Consider the following 16,692-nt stretch of genomic DNA (forward strand, 5'->3'; position numbering starts at 1 on the left):
GGAGGACGAACCATGCTAGATGAATCAGCTTTAACACATATAATCGAGATGCTTGAGTCAGGTGAGACGGAACATGCACTCATGCATCTAGAAGAACTTGAGAAGGAAGGGTCGGATGATGACCGTTTAGCCATCGCCGACCTCTATTTAGAGTTAGGTCTTGCCGACCGGGCGACAGCCGTTCTCTCAAAACTATACGTCGACTATGAGGGAGACCCGAATGTCGCCCTATCGCTGGCGGAAGCGTACTTGGATAGTGACCGTGAAGAGGAAGCGATTGCCGTGCTTGAAAAAATCAAATCGGATGACGCAGATACGCAAGTGAGGAGCCTCGTCCTCCTCGCTGACCTGTATCAATCGCAAGGATTGGATGAAGTGGCAGTGAAGAAACTGATGGAGGCGCTCGAGAAAAATCCGGATGAACCTTTACTCATCTATGGATTGGCTGAATTGTATGCCTCTACCGGTTCATTTGAACAAGCCATTCCACTCTATGCGCGACTTCCGAAGATGAAGTTGCCGGTTGAAATCGACTATCAAGCGGATTACGCGGAGGCCCTCACGATGGTCGGATCGTTTGAAGAGGCGCTCGAAGAATATGAGCGGGCCACACATCGCGATTTGAACACTGTCTTCGGTCATGCGATGACGGCTCATCGGATCGGACGTGAGGAAGTGGCGATCAAGCAGTTCAAAGAGCTTCAGGCGATGGACCCAGACTTCACGTCGCTCTACTTGCCCTATACCGAGGCACTCGATGCAATCGGGCAAACGGAAGAGGCTATTGAGATCGTCGATCAAGGTATCACGCGCGACGATTATAATGATGAACTACGCCACGTCAAAGCAAGACTGCTTCTCAAACTCGGAAATCGGGACGGTGCCATTAAAGAACTTCGTGAGGCGCTCGTGTTAAATCCAGAGTCGTTACAAGCGACCGAATTGCTCTTATCGATTTTATTTGAAGCAGGAGAATTCGATGATGTTCTCGAAACCATCGATGCACTCGAAGATCATGCGACGTCGCCGCTCATGACATGGTACAAGGCGAAGGCGAAATATGAGCTCGAAGCGTACGACGAAGCGGTCAGTCTATATGCCTCAATTGAACCGATGATGAAAGAGGACGTGTCATTTGTGACGGAATGGGCTACACTGTTGATAGAGGAAGGTCGTAGACAAGACGCGCGACGTGTGGTCGAGCAATCGCTTGCATTGGTGGTCGACCTCGATGATCGCCAAGCGCTCGAAGAACAGCTCGAACAATTGTCTGATGACGTAGAATGAATAAGGGAAGGGAATGAGGTCAGATGGTCGAGCGGAAACGTAATTTTTTGAAGCGATTCGTCGCTCATCATACGCTTCGGAAACGTGAAGCAAAGTGGATTCTTGACTATTGGTTAAGACATCCTGAAAAGCTTGGCAACGTTCATTTCGTGACAAACGCTTCGGTCTCACCAAGAAGTCTCGTGATGACAGCGTACGGGTTTGACGGTGAACCGTTTCGATACCGACGGGGAGACCTTGTGACCATGAATCCTGAGAAGGCTTATCATGACATCCGTCTACACGATGGGCCAATCTATGTAGAGTTAAATTTTCAAGGCATGATGATCGATGAGAACTGGGTCGACATCGTCGAACAGAATCCGTTTGAACCGGTGGCAGAAGTGAGAGATGAAGTCTCGTCTTCTGCTCAAACGGTCATTCAAGCATCGGTTGCTCAATTTGAAGAAGAACGATTGCTGATTGAAATCGATAAGGCGCTCGACCGACGAGACGAGAATTTATTCCGCAATCTGACGACTCAACTTCATCAAGTGCGAGCATCTAAATTATTTTGAAAAAAACAAGCGCTTCCGTTCCGGTAGGCGCTTGTTTTTTGGTATATTAATTACGTAGGAATACACAATTATTTCACAGTTCGTTCATAACTTTGAAAGGTGAGCGAAGTCATGTACGCTACAATAGACATGATGAGATATGAAGGAGAGGAGGGAAAAGATGAGGTTCGATAGTCAAGGGGCACTTCGCTCGATTGCCGAACGACAATACGTCGATACGCTCATCGTTCCGCTCGCAGAATTGGCGTTTGGTGAAGATATGGTTCGTAAAGCCGAAAGCTATGAAGTGATTCATGCCGTCACGGCTGAGACAGAACGTCAATTATCTGGTCGAACGATGCTCAGCCCGACCATCAGTTACACCGATGTGGAAGCTGGTGTGAAATTGGCGCAGGATGTGGTGGCGAAAGCAAATTCATCCGGATTTTCTCACGTATTGTTTATCGCGTCAGACGTCCGTTTCAAAGCATTTGATTTGCCGATTTTGTTCGTACCGCCGCTCGCGCTTGGATCGATGTCAAGCGATCAAGCGCACACGATGGTCCAGAATTTTGCGACACAAGTCATCACGGAACTTTCGAGCCGTTGGATGGCGACATGAAGCGGTTGACGTAGAGGTTTTATTGATATACTATTTTGTTGAGTGAGAAATTTTTGTGAAGAATGCATAAAGAATTATGGGGTTATGCACACGAATGAGGGGGGAACGAAATGGCTCAAAATGGGTCAAAAGTCACGCGCCGTCAGTTCTTAACGTACACACTGACTGGAGTAGGTGGCTTTATGGCGGCAACATTGATCAGTCCGATGGTCAACTTTGCGATCGATCCGGTTTTGAAAAAAACTGGTGCAGGCAACAAAGTAAAAGTAATGAGTCTTGATGACATCACGACTGAGCCGCAACGTGTCGACTTTAAGAAACAAACACAAGATGCTTGGTATGAATTTGAAGAAACGCTTTCAGCATGGGTTTACAAAACAGATAGTGGCGAGATCATCGCACTTTCTCCGATTTGTACACACCTTGGCTGTCAGGTAGCATTCGCTGGTGATCCGACTCGTCCACAAGAATTCTTCTGTCCGTGTCACTTGGGACGTTACGAAAAAGATGGAACGAACATTCCAGGTACACCGCCGACAGCACCACTTGCACGTTATGAAAAAGAAGAAAAAGACGGCTTCCTATATTTAGGTAGTCCAGTCGCTCAGTAATGAGAGGGGGAACTAGCCGATGTTACAAAAAATTTATGACTGGGTCGATGAACGCGTAGACATCACACCGCTCTGGCGCGATATCGCAGACCATGAAGTACCGGAACACGTCAACCCTGCTCATCACTTCTCTGCATTTGTCTATTGTTTTGGCGGTTTGACGTTCTTTACAATCGTCATCCAGATCCTTTCAGGGATGTTCTTGACGATGTATTACGTACCAGATATCATCAACGCGCACGCGTCGGTGTATTATTTGCAAAATGAGATCGCACACGGACAAATCGTTCGTGGGATGCACCACTGGGGCGCATCTGTAGCGATCGTCATGTTATTCTTACATACGCTCCGCGTGTTCTTCACGGGATCGTATAAGAAGCCACGTGAGCTCAACTGGGTCGTTGGTGTTCTCTTGTTCTTCGTCGTCTTGGCGCTCGGACTCACAGGATACTTGCTTCCATGGGACATGAAGGCATTGTTCGCAACGAAAGTTACGCTTCAAATCGCTGAAAGTGTACCGGTTATCGGTGGTATTGCGAAGACACTTCTCGCTGGTGGTGAGATTGTCGGGGCGAGCACACTCGCACGATTCTTCGCAATTCACGTCTTCTTCTTACCGGCGGCATTGTTCGGACTGTTGGGAGCCCACTTCTTGATGATTCGTAAACAAGGGGTTTCTGGACCGCTATAAGCCGATTCGAGGAGAAAAAGGAGGAGAAACGATATGCATCGCGGTAAAGGGATGAAATTTGTAACCGACTCTCGAGTAGGAATCTCGAATCGGAAACAAAACATTGCAAAAGACTATTCAGAATACCCAGGACGCACAGAGGCGTTCTGGCCGAACTTCTTGCTTAAAGAGTGGATGGTAGGATCGGTCTTCTTGATCGGATTCATCGCTTTGACTATTGTCGAAGCACCACCGCTTCAAAATATCGCCGATCCAACGAACACGTCATACATTCCGTTGCCGGACTGGTATTTCTTGTTCTTGTATCAATTACTCAAATATCAATTCGCTGCTGGGGACTGGATCTTACTTGGTACAGTCATTATTCCAGGCTTGGCGTTCACGGCACTTCTCGTTGCACCATGGCTTGACCAAGGTCTCGAGCGTCGACCGGCGAAACGTCCAGTCGCGATCAGTTTCATGTTACTTGGAATTCTCTCGGTCTTCTACTTGACTTGGGAATCTGTTCAAACGACACACTGGGATCAAGTTCATGCACAAGGTGAGCTTCAAATTCCGGGTGAAGGTCCTGAAATCGATACAGCGGCTCCAGGATATGAGATTTATTCAGCTCAATCTTGCGTCAACTGTCACGGTCAAAACCTAGAAGGTGGAGCAGCGGCTCCAGCACTCGTCGGCACACAGTATACGGCTGAAGAAATCGCGGAAATCGCGGTCAACGGTGTCGGTACGATGCCAGCTGGTCAGTGGGATGGTTCAGATGAAGATCTCCAAGCCATGTCTGAGTTCATCGCTTCATACGGTGAAGGCGGCGAAAATAACAAGTAAGTCATCAAGTGTAGCCTGAATATCGGGCTACACTTTTTTACTTCTGCACGACGCATACGATAAACTGAAGAAAACTGAAGAAAAAGGATTGAGACAATGAACCCCATGTTTTTAAAACCGTTCTTGATGCATCGGATTGTATTGACTATTCTATTGATCATCAACTTGGGAGGGACGATTTACGGGTATATCTGGTACGAGCCTCAATTACGTGACACACCGTACATCTATTGGCTGTTCGTACCGGATAGTCCGACAGCATCATTCTTCTTTACGATTGTCCTCGGACTTTGGTTAGCTAACAAGCGCTCCCCGTTGTTCGAGACGCTGGCCTTCATCACGTTGATTAAATACGGGGTCTGGGCCGTGATTATGAACATCATGTATTTGGGCACGTTATCACCGGATGCGCCGACCTTGACCATCTTGATGGCCGTCATGTTGATGGTCTCTCACGGTGCAATGGCCTTACAGGCGCTCATCTACGCGCCATTCATGAAATGGACGGTCACCTCGTTTGTATGTACGCTAATTTGGGTAATTCATAATGACGTCGTCGATTATGTACTCGGTCAATGGCCACGTTATCCGTCACTGGCAGAACACATCATGTGGATCGGCTACGGCTCCTTTTGGTTGACAGGATTATGTTTTTTTATGGGATATGCCTTCGTCCTACGTCCATCGCTTGAAAATAAGGTCATAAGAATGTAAAATCAAATTATCAAATACATGCAGAGGTGAAATAGAAAATGTCATTAGGTGGCTATATTTTCTATCTTGCACTGATCATGCTCATCCCCCTATGGGCCCAGATGCGAGTGAAAAGTACGTATAAGCAGTTTTTGAAACAACCGCTCCAAAGCGGTGTCACAGGTGCACAAGTCGCTGATTTCATCATGAAACAAAACGGTGTGCACAACGTGAGAATCGAAATGGTCGACGGACTCATGAGCGACCACTATGACCCGGTCAATAAAGTCGTTCGTTTGTCTCGCGAAGTGTATCAAGGGTCGACAATCTCGTCTGCCGCGATTGCTGCGCACGAGATCGGTCACGTCATTCAAGATGCGACAGACTATAAGATGATGCGCGTCCGCCACAGCCTTGTTCCGGTCGTCAACATCACGTCGAACTTGTCGTTCCCATTGTTACTCGGAGGATTCTTATTCGGGGCACTCGGGTTGGCTCAACTCGGTGTCATCATGATGCTCGGGGCGGTCGTGTTCCAGTTGATCACGTTACCGGTCGAGTTCGATGCATCGAAACGAGCGATGGCGCAATTGACGTCTCACGGAATCGTGACGGCGACAGAAGAGACAGGTGCACGTAAAGTGTTGAATGCCGCGGCTTGGACTTACGTTGCTGCAACGCTCGTTGCGGTTGCCGAACTTATTCGCTTGGCACTCATCGTCTTTATGCCGCGTGATGAATAGGATTGAATGGAATCCCGTCGGTAGGCGGGATTTTTTAATTTTTTGACGAAAGGAATTGTTGTCAATGAAACCGCAACTGACAGAGACAGGTCATCACCAATTGACAGATCGACTTGTGAGGCTAAAAAAAGAGCGAACGGATGCGCGTATACGGATACGGACGGCTCGAAAATTTTGTGATTTCCGTGAAGACGTCACCTATCGTGAAGCGGTACATGAATATGAACGGATCGAGGCGGATATTTTAGAACTGAATCACCTCCTTGATGACGCGATCATCGTTATATCGGAACGTTCGGAAGTCGTGACGTTCGGTAATCAGGTCGTGATTCGGGAACTACAACAAGTAGAGACCGAGCGCTATCGAATCGTGAGTGAGGCAGAAGCGGATATAGAACGAGGAAGCATATCCGTGACATCGCCACTCGGTCGTCGTTTGATGGGTGCGACAATTGGTCAAACAATTCAAATCGAAACGCCAGGAGGTACGATTCAAGTCGAGGTGCTCCACATCGAACCATAAAAAATCGCCCGTTCATCCCTGTGAACGAGGCGATTTTTTTGCTTATTTCAAAGGCATCCGATTTTCATCGAACGTAAACCCTTCGCCTCCGACTTCATACACGTGATGGAACGTGACGAACGCATGCGGGTCGATTTGTTTGACGATTGTCTTCAAACGGTTCACTTCGTTACGGCCGACGACGACATATAAGACCTCGAGTTCTCGGTTTGAATAACCACCTTTGGCGAGCAGTCGAGTCGTGCCTCGATTCATCGTCGCATGAATGCCATCCGCAATGGCAGTCCGATGGTCACTGATGATCATCGCCGCTTTACCAGCATATGTCCCTTCCTGCATCGAGTCGATGACGCGCGCCCCGATATAGACGGCGAGGAGCGTGTACATCGCCTCACGAATGTCGAGGTACGTCAAACTGAGGACGATGACAAAGAAGTCGAAGATGAGAAACGTCTTCCCGATCGACCATCCGAAATAGCGTTGTACGAGTCGTGCGATGATATCGACGCCGCCCGTCGTCCCGCCATTGTTGAAGATGATGCCAAGCCCGACCCCGATGAAGAGACCGGCGAAAAGACTTGCGAGCACCATGTCATCTGTCAAATCGATGACGAGCGTCGAGTACTTGGCGATGAGTGCATACCAAATTGAAAAAGAGAATGTCCCGATGAGCGTATAGATGAAGGTCGTGCGACCTAACAACTTGTAACTCATGAAAAAGAGTGGGATGTTTAATGCCAAGTTCGTGACAGAAGGTGATATATCAAACAGTCCGCGGAGAATCAATGTGATCCCGGTGAACCCACCCTCGGCCAAATTGTTTTGGACGTTGAAGTGATAAACGCCGAATGCAAAAATAAAAGAACCTATTAAGATAAAAATAATATTTCGAACACGAATCGGTAATTGTACCGTCATCAGGTTCACCTCCCCTTAGATAGAGTACTCGAAAAACAGTTCGATTGACTACCCTGAACATATGACATTCAGAAACGAGTCGGCTATACTTTTCAAAGAAGAGGTGATGTAGATGAAAGTAGTAGCCATCGGGGCACATCCGGACGATATCGAAATCGGGATCGCCGGCATGACCGCCCAATGGACGAAAGAGAAGACTGAGGTCGTATACGTCGATTTGACGAGAGCGGAACTTTCTTCAAATGGTGATGTAGAAACTAGACGACAGGAGGCAAGTGCGGCTGATGACGTGCTTAGTGTCCGCCGAATCAATCTAGGATTTAAAGACCGGGGGATTGACGGGGGAGAAGAGCAGCTCGAGGCAATCGTCTCCTTGATTCGCCGTGAGCGCCCAACCCACTTGCTCTATCCATATGAGGTCGACCGTCATCCTGACCATGCAGCCTGCGCCCATCTCGTGACAGAGGCGCTGTTTAATGCCGGGATCCGAAAGTACTTACCCGAACTCGAGGCATATCGTCCTGAAAGTGTGTACCAATATATGATCAATGCTCACGTCGAACCGGATGTGTGCGTGGATATTAGTGACACGATCGAAGTGAAGACACGGGCGCTTCAATGCTACGCGAGTCAGTTCACTCCGGTCGATGGAGTGAAGACACCGCTTACCGATGCATATGTGGAACGGGTCATCGCCCGTGAACGCCATTTTGGGAGCTTGATTGGAGTCGCCTATGCGGAAGGGTTGAAGCGTGTTCGACCATATGTCGTAAAACAGGCAGGTGAACTCGCATGACGTATCGGATTGGGATTCTTTGTTATCCATCTGTCGGAGGCTCTGGGATTTTAGCGACAGAGCTCGGGATGAAGCTTGCGGACCGTGGGCATGATGTGCATTTTATCACGAGCAGCATGCCGTTTCGTTTGAACGCCTATCACCCAAATATTACGTTTCATCAAGTCGAAATCAATCAATATTCGGTCTTTCGTTATCCGCCGTATGATATGACATTGTCAGCGAAGATTGCGAGTGTCATCCAATCGTTCGGTCTCGATGTCATCCATGCACACTATGCCGTACCGCATGCCGTTTGTGCTGCGCTTGGTCGTGAGATGGCGGGTGTGAAGACCCCGATCGTGTCGACGTTACATGGTACCGATATCACCGTACTCGGTGAGGACGAGGAACTGAAACCGGCCATTCTATACGGGCTGCGTCAATCGAACGCGATCACGGCGGTCTCTCATAGTTTGAAACGGGAGACAGAAGAGCGGATTGCCAGTGATTTGCCGATCCAAGTCATCCATAACTTCATCGATGAATCGGTGTATACGCCTCAATTCGACCCGACATTAAGGGAACGGTACGGCTTGTCGGATGAGGACCGGGTCGCCATCCACATTTCAAACTTCCGTCCTGTCAAACGCGTCGACCTCGTCCTGGAGGCGTTCGATCAGATGAATGTGACGAATAAGAAACTATTGCTCGTCGGAGATGGTCCGCTCATGGGTGCGATGCGTCGACTCGTGACGGAGATGGGGCTTGAAGAGCAGGTCATCTTTGCCGGGAAACAAGAACAAGTCGCCGCACTTCTTGCAATCAGCGACGTTCACGTCCTGTTATCAGACAAGGAGGCGTTCGGTCTCGTGGCGCTCGAGGCGATGGCGACGGGTGTGCCCTCTGTCGTGAGCGATGCGGGTGGGCTGCCAGAAGTGATCACGGACGGTGAGGATGGTTTCGTCGTTCCTAAAGGGGATGCGAGCCAGGCCGCCTCTGCGATGGAGCGGCTCTTGACCGATCGTGAGCTTCGAGAACGGTTCCGACAAAACGGATTGGTGAAATCTCGGCGCTTCGCCTCACAAGATATCGTGACCGAATATGAACGCTTGTATGAACAGGTGGTGACATCATGACGGAATGGGAATACGCAAAACAAATCATTGACACGATCGAACAGCATGGTGGCGAGGCGTATATCGTCGGTGGTGCTGTTCGGGATTATGTGCTCGGGAGTCTGCCCGATGATATCGATTTGGCGACGTCCCTCTTCCCGGAAGAGGTGATGGCGTTGTTCCCGAAGTCGGTTCCGACCGGTATCGAACATGGGACTGTCACGGTCATTATTGACCACCATCCGTTCGAAGTGACGACGTTCCGTTCGGAAGGATCGTATTCGGATTCGAGACGACCGGACCATGTCGCACTCGGGGTATCGCTTGAAGAGGATTTATTACGAAGGGACTTCACGATGAACGCGATGGCGTTCCATGATGGACGAGTGGTCGATTTATTCGATGGTCAACATGATCTAGAAGAACGAATCATCCGAACAGTCGGCAGTCCGTTTGAACGGTTTGGAGAGGACGCGCTACGCATCATGCGTGCGCTTCGCTTCATGTCACAACTCGACTTCACCTTACATGACGAGTTGCGGGAAGCAGCGAGCGGGCTCGGTCATAAGCTCGAACAAATTGCGATGGAGCGTATCGCGATCGAATTTGAGAAACTGTTGACGGGACCTGCTTACAAGAAAGCGCTAGGTGAAATGGTCGAGCTCGGCATTCATCGCTATTTACCGAACGTGACGACCGAACTGATGCAGCGTGTCCAAGAGGACGCTCGGATACCTGTGAACGCGGTCAGCGGATGGGCACTCTTTCTCTATCATGCACAGGATGACAGCTGGCTATCGCCATGGAAACGGTCGAACGCGATCAAACGGGAGGCGCGTACGCTTGCACTGCTCTGTGAGACGGGACTTGACCGGATGACGATTTATTCGACGGATGAACAGACGCTCTCCACTTATTTCCGGATGAACGGGGAGAAAGACCGTAGCCGTGAACTGAAACAGTCGCTCCCGATGACGTCACGAAAAGAGTTGAAATTTGACGGCCGGGACGCCTTAGCGCTCGGGGCACGAGGGGAAGCGATCAAGCATCTGTTAGACGACCTCGAACGACGCGTCATCTTAAACGAGTTACCGAACCATGAGACAGTATTGAAAGAGGAGGCGAAACGATGGCTTCAACGCGCGGGCGTGTTCTGACGCTATTACAAGATGGTGAAGTATGGAGTGGCCAAGAATTGGCCCGTCAATTAAATATTTCACGTACCGCTATTTGGAAACATATCGAAACGCTTAAGCAAGACGGTTATGCGATTCATACGATCCCAAGAAAAGGATACCAATTGCTTGAGCAAAGTGACCGATTCGATGAACCAGCGTTTGCGTCATATCGGAAGGGACGGTTCGGTCAAATCGTCCATGCGTTTGACCAAATCGACACGACACAACGAATCGCCCATGAGCTGGCGCAACAACACGTGCCAGAGGGGACGCTCGTCATGAGCGAGGAACAGACGGCCGGTCGCGGACAACTCGGTCGTAACTGGCACAATCCGAAGCACGTCAATATCGCGGCAAGTGTGATTTTAAGACCGGAATTACCCATTCGCGACGCATCAAAGCTGACCTTGATGGCGGCAAGTGCGTTTGCGAAAGCGTTGAATGCGCGGGACCTTGACGTGACAATCAAATGGCCTAACGATTTACTGTTAAATGGCAAGAAAATCGGAGGCATTTTGACGGAAATGCAAACGGAAGGGGACCGCATTCAAGCCGTCATTTTAGGGTTCGGAATGAATGTCAACGGCGATGACATTCCGACTGAGTTGGCGCACCGGGCGACCTCCCTTTATTTAGAGACCGGGACGAGGTATCATCGCAGTGAGTTATTGGCAGAACTATTGGCAGAACTCGAGACCGAATACGACCGATTCCTTGACGTAGGATTTGCACCGGTTCGCTTGAACTGGATGAAACATGCCGCCTATTTAAATGAGTCGATCACCTTGAGTGTGTCCCGGACATCGCGAACAGGTGTCATGCGAGGCATCTCGGAGGAAGGGGCACTGCTACTCGAAGTGGATGGAACGGTCGAACCGGTCTATTCTGCTGAGATTGCAGTGTGGAATGATTGATGAAAGCGAGACCATCGACTATACTTAATGTGTCGGACGCTATCAATTCTTGAAGTGTACCGCGCTTGCAGACTGTCACATTCAGTTGTCTGCCTTGATCATTATGACAGGGACAGAAGGACACTAACTCATGAAAACCATGAATTTGTTTTTCGTGCGCCTTCTTGCCATCTGTGTAAGAGGGCGTTTATTCTTTCCTGTCTCCACGTTAAGGAGGAGAAACAGATGCACACGATGACTACATTGTTAAAAAAAATGAACGAGCAAGAAAAGCTCGTCATGTTGACGGCATATGATTATCCGTCAGCCAAACTTGCCGAATCGGCCGGTGTCGATTTGATATTAGTAGGTGATTCACTTGGGATGGTCGTACTTGGTTATGATTCGACGATTCCGGTGACGATGGAGGACATGCTCCATCATTCGAAAGCGGTACGCCGCGGAGCACAAAATACGTTCGTTGTGGTAGATATGCCGTTTGCGTCATATCACGGAGACTTCGATCGGACGTTACAGGCAGCATCGCGTTTATTCCAAGAAGGCCGTGCGGATGCCATCAAACTAGAAGGGGCCGGTGACGTGCTTCATACGATTGACCGCTTGACACAAGTCGGCATGCCATGTGTCGCCCATCTAGGGTTGACCCCTCAATCGGTTGGCGTCCTAGAAGGATATAAAGTACAAGGGAAGTCCCTAGAGGCTGCCGAGACACTCCTTCAAGATAGCTTGGCTGCGGAACGTGCTGGCGCGAAGATGCTCGTCCTTGAGTGTGTCCCTCACCAATTGGCAAAACGGATCGCAGAAGAATTGACGATTCCTGTCATCGGAATCGGTGCAGGTGCAGATGTCGACGGCCAAGTGCTCGTCTATCATGACGTATTGAAATATGGGGTGGACCGTCTCCCTAAATTTGTCCAAGCGTATGCAGACGTGAATGAAGTGGCGACGGATGCTATCCGTTCTTATGTCGAAGAGACGAAGAACGGTCACTTCCCGTTAGAACGTCATACGTTCACAATGGATGAGTCGTTACTCGACTCATTGTATGGAGGAAAAGGATGAAGATTGTATCGACCGTCGAAGAATTACGTATTGCCTTACCAACGAATCAAACGATTGGCTTCGTGCCGACGATGGGATATTTGCATGAAGGACATATGAGCCTCGTTGAAAACGCGCGACGGGAAAATGACGTCGTTGTCATGAGTATTTTTGTCAATCCGACACAGTTCGGACCGAATGAAGACCTCGACCGTTACCCCCGCGACTTTGAACGGGATGAGAAGTTGGCACGTGATGCGGGAGTCGATGTCTTGTTCTATCCGACGACGGAGACGATGTATCCACTTGACATGGCGCGTGTGACCGTCCGTCACGGGGCGGACGTATTATGTGGGGCGAGTCGTCCCGGTCATTTTGATGGTGTGTTGACAATCGTTTCAAAATTATTTAACCTTGTTCAACCGACACGCGCTTATTTCGGTCTGAAGGATGCTCAACAAGTGGCACTCATCGAAGGATACGTCCGAGATTATTTCGTTCCAGTCGAGATTCGACGCTGCCCGATTATTCGTGAGGAGACAGGACTAGCCAAATCTTCTCGAAACGTCTATTTGTCAGATGTCGAAACGGTAGAGGCGAGTCGGATTTTCAGCGCATTGACGATGGCGCGAGAGGCACTCGATACAGGTCAACAAGTTGATGAAGTAAAACGACAGCTGACTGAACGTTTGAACGAGATTCCGAACAGTCAAATCGATTACGTCGAGCTTGTCGATTACCCGACGCTCGGTGCCGTCTCGAGCGACTCGACCGAACTCTTGTTAGCGGTGGCCATTCAGTTTGAACGGGCCCGATTGATTGATAATGTGATTTGGAAGAAGGGATGAATCCAATGATTCGTACATTTATGCACGCAAAGCTTCATAAAGCAACAGTGACAGAAGCAAACTTACACTACGTCGGTTCAATTACAATCGATGAGGATTTGATGGATGCGGTCGGTATCATGGAGAATGAACATGTACACATTACGAACAACCATAATGGTGCTCGCATCGAAACGTATGTCATCAAAGGGGAACGCGGTTCAGGCGTGATTTGTTTGAACGGAGCGGCAGCACGTCATTTCCAGGTCGGTGATGTTGTCATCATCATGGCTTACGGTCAAATGACAGCGGAAGAGGCAAAAACGCATCGTCCGAAAGTAGCTGTGTTGAACGAACAAAATGAGATCGATCAACTTCTTTACGAAGAGATTGCTCATACAATTTTGTAAAGAATTCGGGGATGTCGGCAGAGGCATCCCCGTTTTTTCGTTATTCGTTCTATGGTAAGATGAGACAGACAGAAAGCACGAGCGTGCCAAAGATGGGATGGATGTTATGGACACGTATGTGATTGTGGATTTAGAGACTACGGGTCATTCCGTTAAGTCCGGAGATGAATTGATTGAGTTTGCGGCGGTCGTCGTACAAGAGGGTGAAGTGATAGAGCGCTACAGCACCTTGATTCGACCGAGTCGACCAATCCCACCTTTTATTACGCAATTGACAACGATTAGTGACGAAGATGTAAGTGACGCACCTACATTTGAAGATGTGATTCCCGACATTTGGAAAATGCTAGATGGACGGGTGTTTGTCGCACATAACGTCGCATTTGATTTAACTTTTTTAAATGAGAGTCTTGAACAAGCGGGTTATCTTGCGTTTCAAGGGAGAGCCATTGATACTGTCGAATTGGCTCGTATCTTGTATCCGACTTTAGAGAGCCATGCGTTAGAAGCGCTATCGGATACGTTTGACCTCGTACATACAGACGCACATCGGGCACTCAGTGACGCAGAGGCGACGGCAGAGCTCTTCATTCGGATGCTCGACCGTTTACGCAATTTACCGATGGTGACGCTGAAACGACTTCGAGAGTTATCTGAGTCATGGACGAGTCATATCGAACCGTTACTCGATGAGATGATCCTTGAGGTCGGGATTCGTCCAGACGACGAAACACGTTTTGATATCCACCGCAAAATTGCGTTAAGGCGACCGGTGGATGCCTTCGTCCCGACGACAGAACGTGAACCGTTCGAGCCGTTCCTTTTGCGGACGATCGAAGAGACACTCCCTTCACTGTTTGAGCAGTTTGAACCGAGACAGAGTCAATTCGAAATGATGCGTCACGTCTATAAAGCGTTAGACGATGAGGAAACATTATTAGTCGAGGCGGGTACGGGAACGGGTAAGACGCTTGCGTACTTGATTCCGAGTGCACACCATGCCCTCGAGACGAAACGCCCGGTCGTCATTAGTACGCATACCATTCAATTGCAAGAACAGTTGTTAAATCGAGACTTACCTGTTCTTCGTCAGATTTTTCCTGAGATCGAATTCACGTTGTTGAAAGGGAGACGCAATTATATCGATTTGCGTAAGTTCGAGATGGTGCTCGACGAATCAAATGACGGTCTTTTGGCATCGATGTGTAAAGCGATGGTACTCGTCTGGCTCACAGAAACCGAGACCGGAGATTTAGAGGAACTCTCATTCCCGGGATCTGCGACACAAGGTCCTGCTTCATTCAAGCGTTTGATTCAAGCAGATGCTTCTAATGATTTTGGTCGATTCGACCCATGGTATAGCCGTGACTTTTTCACGAAAGCCGTGTTGCGCTCGAAAGAAGCGGACCTGATTGTGACCAATCATGCTTTACTGTTCTCGGATTTACAGCATCAGGCAGGCATTTTACCGACGGACACACCTCTCGTATTAGACGAGGCTCATCAAGTCGAGGAAGTGGCCTCTCATCATTTCGGTGTGACATTTGATGCGATTCAATTTGACCGCCTCTTCAAATGGTTCGGCTACGGAGCAGATGGCAAATTCCATTCTCGCATCATTCAGCTAGCCGATTTGACATCCGTAACCGAAGAAGCGGAGGCATTCAGTCAACAAATTGATTCGGCTCTTGCAAGGGTCGAGGAAGAACTCGAAGACCTTCTGACGTCCCTTCAATCGTTAGGTAAGAAAAAAGAACCTCGACAAACGGTTCGTTTCGAGCGGGAAGGTGCAACGTTTAGACCAATTCGAGAAGTGGCCAATCGACTCGAGGACAAACTGCGAACGTTGCGGACGTCACTCCGACATCTCCATCGACTGCTCGATGAACGTAAAGAACATATGACATTCAAACAACGCGCACTTCTTGGTGACTTAAAAACGTTGATTGGAGACGTGCGCGAACTCGAGAGTGTCATCTATGAGACGATGTTGACGCGCGACGATGATGCGGTCAGCTGGGTCGAACTGAATTTAGGGAATCGGAAATTGACCTCGGTATACACGCAGCCCGTCGAAATCGGACCGTTGTTACACGAACGTCTGTTTAAGAAGCGACCAACGATTTTAACATCGGCGACGATGACGGTCTCAGGGAAGTTCAGCTTTATGGAACGACGCCTTGGATTAGAAGGAGAACCGGTCCGAAGAGTCGTCTTACCGTCACCATTCAACTTCAAAGACCAGGCCAAACTGTTTGTACCGTCGGACTTCCCATTGATCAATGAAGTGCCGCTTCCTCAGTTCGTCGACCAGACGGCCCAGTCGATTGTCCAAATTGCGAACGTGACGAAAGGGAGGATGCTCGTCTTGTTCACATCGAACGAATTGCTTCGACTCACTTACGAACAAGTCAAAGACCATCTTGACCCGTCTTATACACTTCTCGCACAGGGTGTGAGCGGCGGCTCGCGTAGCCGCTTGACGAAACAGTTCAAACGGATGGAACAGTCGATTCTCTTTGGGACAGCAAGCTTTTGGGAAGGTGTCGATATTCCAGGGGAGGCGTTGACATGCCTTGTCATTGTAAGACTTCCCTTCGCACCGCCCGATCAGCCGATCATGCAAGCACGTTCTGAGAAAATTGAAGCGACGGGTAAGTCACCATTCTTTGAGTTATCCCTGCCCCAAGCGGTTATTCGCTTCAAACAAGGTGTCGGTCGATTGATTCGATCGAAAGGAGATTATGGTGCCGTCTTCGTGTTCGACCGACGTGTGGAGACGACACGTTACGGCAAACAGTTCATCAACAGCTTGCCTAAAGTTGACCGGATTGAAGGAACGCTTGAAACAGCGTTATCCGAGTTGGAATTGTTCTTAGACGAGAAGGAAAAGTCTGTGGCACGAAATGACAGATAACGCTAGGCATCACGATATTATCGTTTTATAATGATACGTATAGTGTTTTTGGAGGAGGAG

18 protein-coding genes are annotated in these 16,692 nt (G+C 49.0%); 17 read left to right on the forward strand and 1 reads right to left on the reverse strand.

What is annotated here, in order from left to right; genetic code table 11:
- The first annotated feature begins 12 nt into the window (after positions 1-12).
- From KNO78_RS02950 to KNO78_RS02990, 9 genes are all read left to right on the forward strand, one after another.
- Positions 13-1,287, forward strand: coding sequence for a tetratricopeptide repeat protein (locus tag KNO78_RS02950; protein WP_159562131.1), 1,275 nt, complete (start codon positions 13-15; stop codon positions 1,285-1,287).
- 23 nt (positions 1,288-1,310) lie between these two features.
- On the forward strand, positions 1,311-1,844 hold the full coding sequence (locus KNO78_RS02955) for a ReoY family proteolytic degradation factor (RefSeq protein WP_015881475.1): 534 nt from the start codon (positions 1,311-1,313) through the stop codon (positions 1,842-1,844).
- Between the two features lie 160 nt (positions 1,845-2,004).
- Positions 2,005-2,445 (forward strand): DUF2487 family protein, encoded by a 441-nt coding sequence (locus KNO78_RS02960; RefSeq protein WP_214691031.1) that lies wholly within the window; start codon positions 2,005-2,007, stop codon positions 2,443-2,445.
- A 110-nt stretch (positions 2,446-2,555) separates the two neighbouring features.
- Positions 2,556-3,056 carry a QcrA and Rieske domain-containing protein gene (locus tag KNO78_RS02965; RefSeq protein WP_214691030.1) on the forward strand — a complete coding sequence of 167 codons (501 nt, stop codon included), beginning with the start codon at positions 2,556-2,558 and terminating at the stop codon, positions 3,054-3,056.
- A 19-nt stretch (positions 3,057-3,075) separates the two neighbouring features.
- Positions 3,076-3,747, forward strand: coding sequence for a menaquinol-cytochrome c reductase cytochrome b subunit (gene qcrB, locus KNO78_RS02970; RefSeq protein ID WP_015881478.1), 672 nt, complete (start codon positions 3,076-3,078; stop codon positions 3,745-3,747).
- Between the two features lie 33 nt (positions 3,748-3,780).
- Positions 3,781-4,575, forward strand: a complete 795-nt coding sequence (locus tag KNO78_RS02975; RefSeq protein ID WP_015881479.1) for a menaquinol-cytochrome c reductase cytochrome b/c subunit — start codon at positions 3,781-3,783, stop codon at positions 4,573-4,575.
- A 96-nt stretch (positions 4,576-4,671) separates the two neighbouring features.
- The gene (locus KNO78_RS02980; protein WP_214691029.1) at positions 4,672-5,289 is read left to right on the forward strand and encodes a DUF1405 domain-containing protein; all 618 of its coding nucleotides are present in this window, start codon (positions 4,672-4,674) and stop codon (positions 5,287-5,289) included.
- Between the two features lie 38 nt (positions 5,290-5,327).
- Positions 5,328-6,011: a zinc metallopeptidase gene (locus KNO78_RS02985; RefSeq protein WP_074037177.1), complete on the forward strand. Its 684-nt coding sequence runs from the start codon at positions 5,328-5,330 to the stop codon at positions 6,009-6,011.
- Between the two features lie 64 nt (positions 6,012-6,075).
- Positions 6,076-6,534, forward strand: coding sequence for a GreA/GreB family elongation factor (locus tag KNO78_RS02990; protein WP_214691028.1), 459 nt, complete (start codon positions 6,076-6,078; stop codon positions 6,532-6,534).
- Between the two features lie 42 nt (positions 6,535-6,576).
- On the opposite strand, the gene KNO78_RS02995 is transcribed toward KNO78_RS02990, so the two are convergent.
- Positions 6,577-7,452, reverse strand: coding sequence for a YitT family protein (locus tag KNO78_RS02995; protein WP_159562136.1), 876 nt, complete (start codon positions 7,450-7,452; stop codon positions 6,577-6,579).
- Between the two features lie 112 nt (positions 7,453-7,564).
- On the opposite strand from KNO78_RS02995, the gene bshB1 reads away from it, so the two are divergent.
- The 8 genes from bshB1 to dinG all read left to right on the forward strand — a co-directional run bounded on the left by bshB1 (position 7,565) and on the right by dinG (position 16,632).
- Positions 7,565-8,248, forward strand: coding sequence for a bacillithiol biosynthesis deacetylase BshB1 (bshB1, locus tag KNO78_RS03000; protein WP_074037175.1), 684 nt, complete (start codon positions 7,565-7,567; stop codon positions 8,246-8,248).
- A complete protein-coding gene (bshA, locus tag KNO78_RS03005) occupies positions 8,245-9,366 on the forward strand; it encodes an N-acetyl-alpha-D-glucosaminyl L-malate synthase BshA (RefSeq protein WP_214691027.1) in 1,122 nt (373 codons plus the stop codon). Before bshB1 ends, bshA begins: the two co-directional genes overlap by 4 nt.
- Complete coding sequence (locus KNO78_RS03010) at positions 9,363-10,502, forward strand: CCA tRNA nucleotidyltransferase (RefSeq protein WP_074037173.1); 1,140 nt, start codon at positions 9,363-9,365, stop codon at positions 10,500-10,502. Before bshA ends, KNO78_RS03010 begins: the two co-directional genes overlap by 4 nt.
- Complete coding sequence (locus KNO78_RS03015) at positions 10,475-11,437, forward strand: biotin--[acetyl-CoA-carboxylase] ligase (RefSeq protein WP_074037172.1); 963 nt, start codon at positions 10,475-10,477, stop codon at positions 11,435-11,437. The genes KNO78_RS03010 and KNO78_RS03015 overlap by 28 nt, the downstream gene beginning before the upstream one ends.
- 225 nt (positions 11,438-11,662) lie before the next feature.
- On the forward strand, positions 11,663-12,499 hold the full coding sequence (gene panB / locus KNO78_RS03020; RefSeq protein WP_196430578.1) for a 3-methyl-2-oxobutanoate hydroxymethyltransferase: 837 nt from the start codon (positions 11,663-11,665) through the stop codon (positions 12,497-12,499).
- The gene (gene panC, locus KNO78_RS03025) at positions 12,496-13,326 is read left to right on the forward strand and encodes a pantoate--beta-alanine ligase (RefSeq protein WP_214691026.1); all 831 of its coding nucleotides are present in this window, start codon (positions 12,496-12,498) and stop codon (positions 13,324-13,326) included. The genes panB and panC overlap by 4 nt, the downstream gene beginning before the upstream one ends.
- A gap of 5 nt (positions 13,327-13,331) precedes the next feature.
- Entirely contained in the window at positions 13,332-13,715 is a 384-nt protein-coding gene (gene panD, locus KNO78_RS03030; protein ID WP_214691025.1) for an aspartate 1-decarboxylase, read from the forward strand.
- A 106-nt stretch (positions 13,716-13,821) separates the two neighbouring features.
- Positions 13,822-16,632, forward strand: coding sequence for an ATP-dependent DNA helicase DinG (gene dinG / locus KNO78_RS03035; RefSeq protein WP_214691024.1), 2,811 nt, complete (start codon positions 13,822-13,824; stop codon positions 16,630-16,632).
- Positions 16,633-16,692 lie beyond the last annotated feature (60 nt).

Source organism: Exiguobacterium sp. s132, assembly GCF_018617235.1.
Classification (GTDB): domain Bacteria; phylum Bacillota; class Bacilli; order Exiguobacteriales; family Exiguobacteriaceae; genus Exiguobacterium; species Exiguobacterium profundum.

Bases quoted from the DNA above. Each gene is read 5' to 3' on its own strand.
- bshA (WP_214691027.1), top strand. From the start codon at position 8,245: ATGACGTATCGGATTGGGATTCTTTGTTATCCATCTGTCGGAGGCTCT.
- KNO78_RS02955 (WP_015881475.1), top strand. From the start codon at position 1,311: ATGGTCGAGCGGAAACGTAATTTTTTGAAGCGATTCGTCGCTCATCAT.
- KNO78_RS02965 (WP_214691030.1), top strand. From the start codon at position 2,556: ATGGCTCAAAATGGGTCAAAAGTCACGCGCCGTCAGTTCTTAACGTAC.
- KNO78_RS02975 (WP_015881479.1), top strand. From the start codon at position 3,781: ATGCATCGCGGTAAAGGGATGAAATTTGTAACCGACTCTCGAGTAGGA.
- KNO78_RS02990 (WP_214691028.1), top strand. From the start codon at position 6,076: ATGAAACCGCAACTGACAGAGACAGGTCATCACCAATTGACAGATCGA.
- qcrB (WP_015881478.1), top strand. From the start codon at position 3,076: ATGTTACAAAAAATTTATGACTGGGTCGATGAACGCGTAGACATCACA.
- bshB1 (WP_074037175.1), top strand. From the start codon at position 7,565: ATGAAAGTAGTAGCCATCGGGGCACATCCGGACGATATCGAAATCGGG.
- KNO78_RS02960 (WP_214691031.1), top strand. From the start codon at position 2,005: ATGAGGTTCGATAGTCAAGGGGCACTTCGCTCGATTGCCGAACGACAA.
- KNO78_RS02950 (WP_159562131.1), top strand. From the start codon at position 13: ATGCTAGATGAATCAGCTTTAACACATATAATCGAGATGCTTGAGTCA.
- KNO78_RS02980 (WP_214691029.1), top strand. From the start codon at position 4,672: ATGAACCCCATGTTTTTAAAACCGTTCTTGATGCATCGGATTGTATTG.
- panC (WP_214691026.1), top strand. From the start codon at position 12,496: ATGAAGATTGTATCGACCGTCGAAGAATTACGTATTGCCTTACCAACG.
- dinG (WP_214691024.1), top strand. From the start codon at position 13,822: ATGGACACGTATGTGATTGTGGATTTAGAGACTACGGGTCATTCCGTT.
- panD (WP_214691025.1), top strand. From the start codon at position 13,332: ATGATTCGTACATTTATGCACGCAAAGCTTCATAAAGCAACAGTGACA.
- KNO78_RS03010 (WP_074037173.1), top strand. From the start codon at position 9,363: ATGACGGAATGGGAATACGCAAAACAAATCATTGACACGATCGAACAG.
- panB (WP_196430578.1), top strand. From the start codon at position 11,663: ATGCACACGATGACTACATTGTTAAAAAAAATGAACGAGCAAGAAAAG.
- KNO78_RS02995 (WP_159562136.1), bottom strand. From the start codon at position 7,452: ATGACGGTACAATTACCGATTCGTGTTCGAAATATTATTTTTATCTTA.
- KNO78_RS03015 (WP_074037172.1), top strand. From the start codon at position 10,475: ATGGCTTCAACGCGCGGGCGTGTTCTGACGCTATTACAAGATGGTGAA.
- KNO78_RS02985 (WP_074037177.1), top strand. From the start codon at position 5,328: ATGTCATTAGGTGGCTATATTTTCTATCTTGCACTGATCATGCTCATC.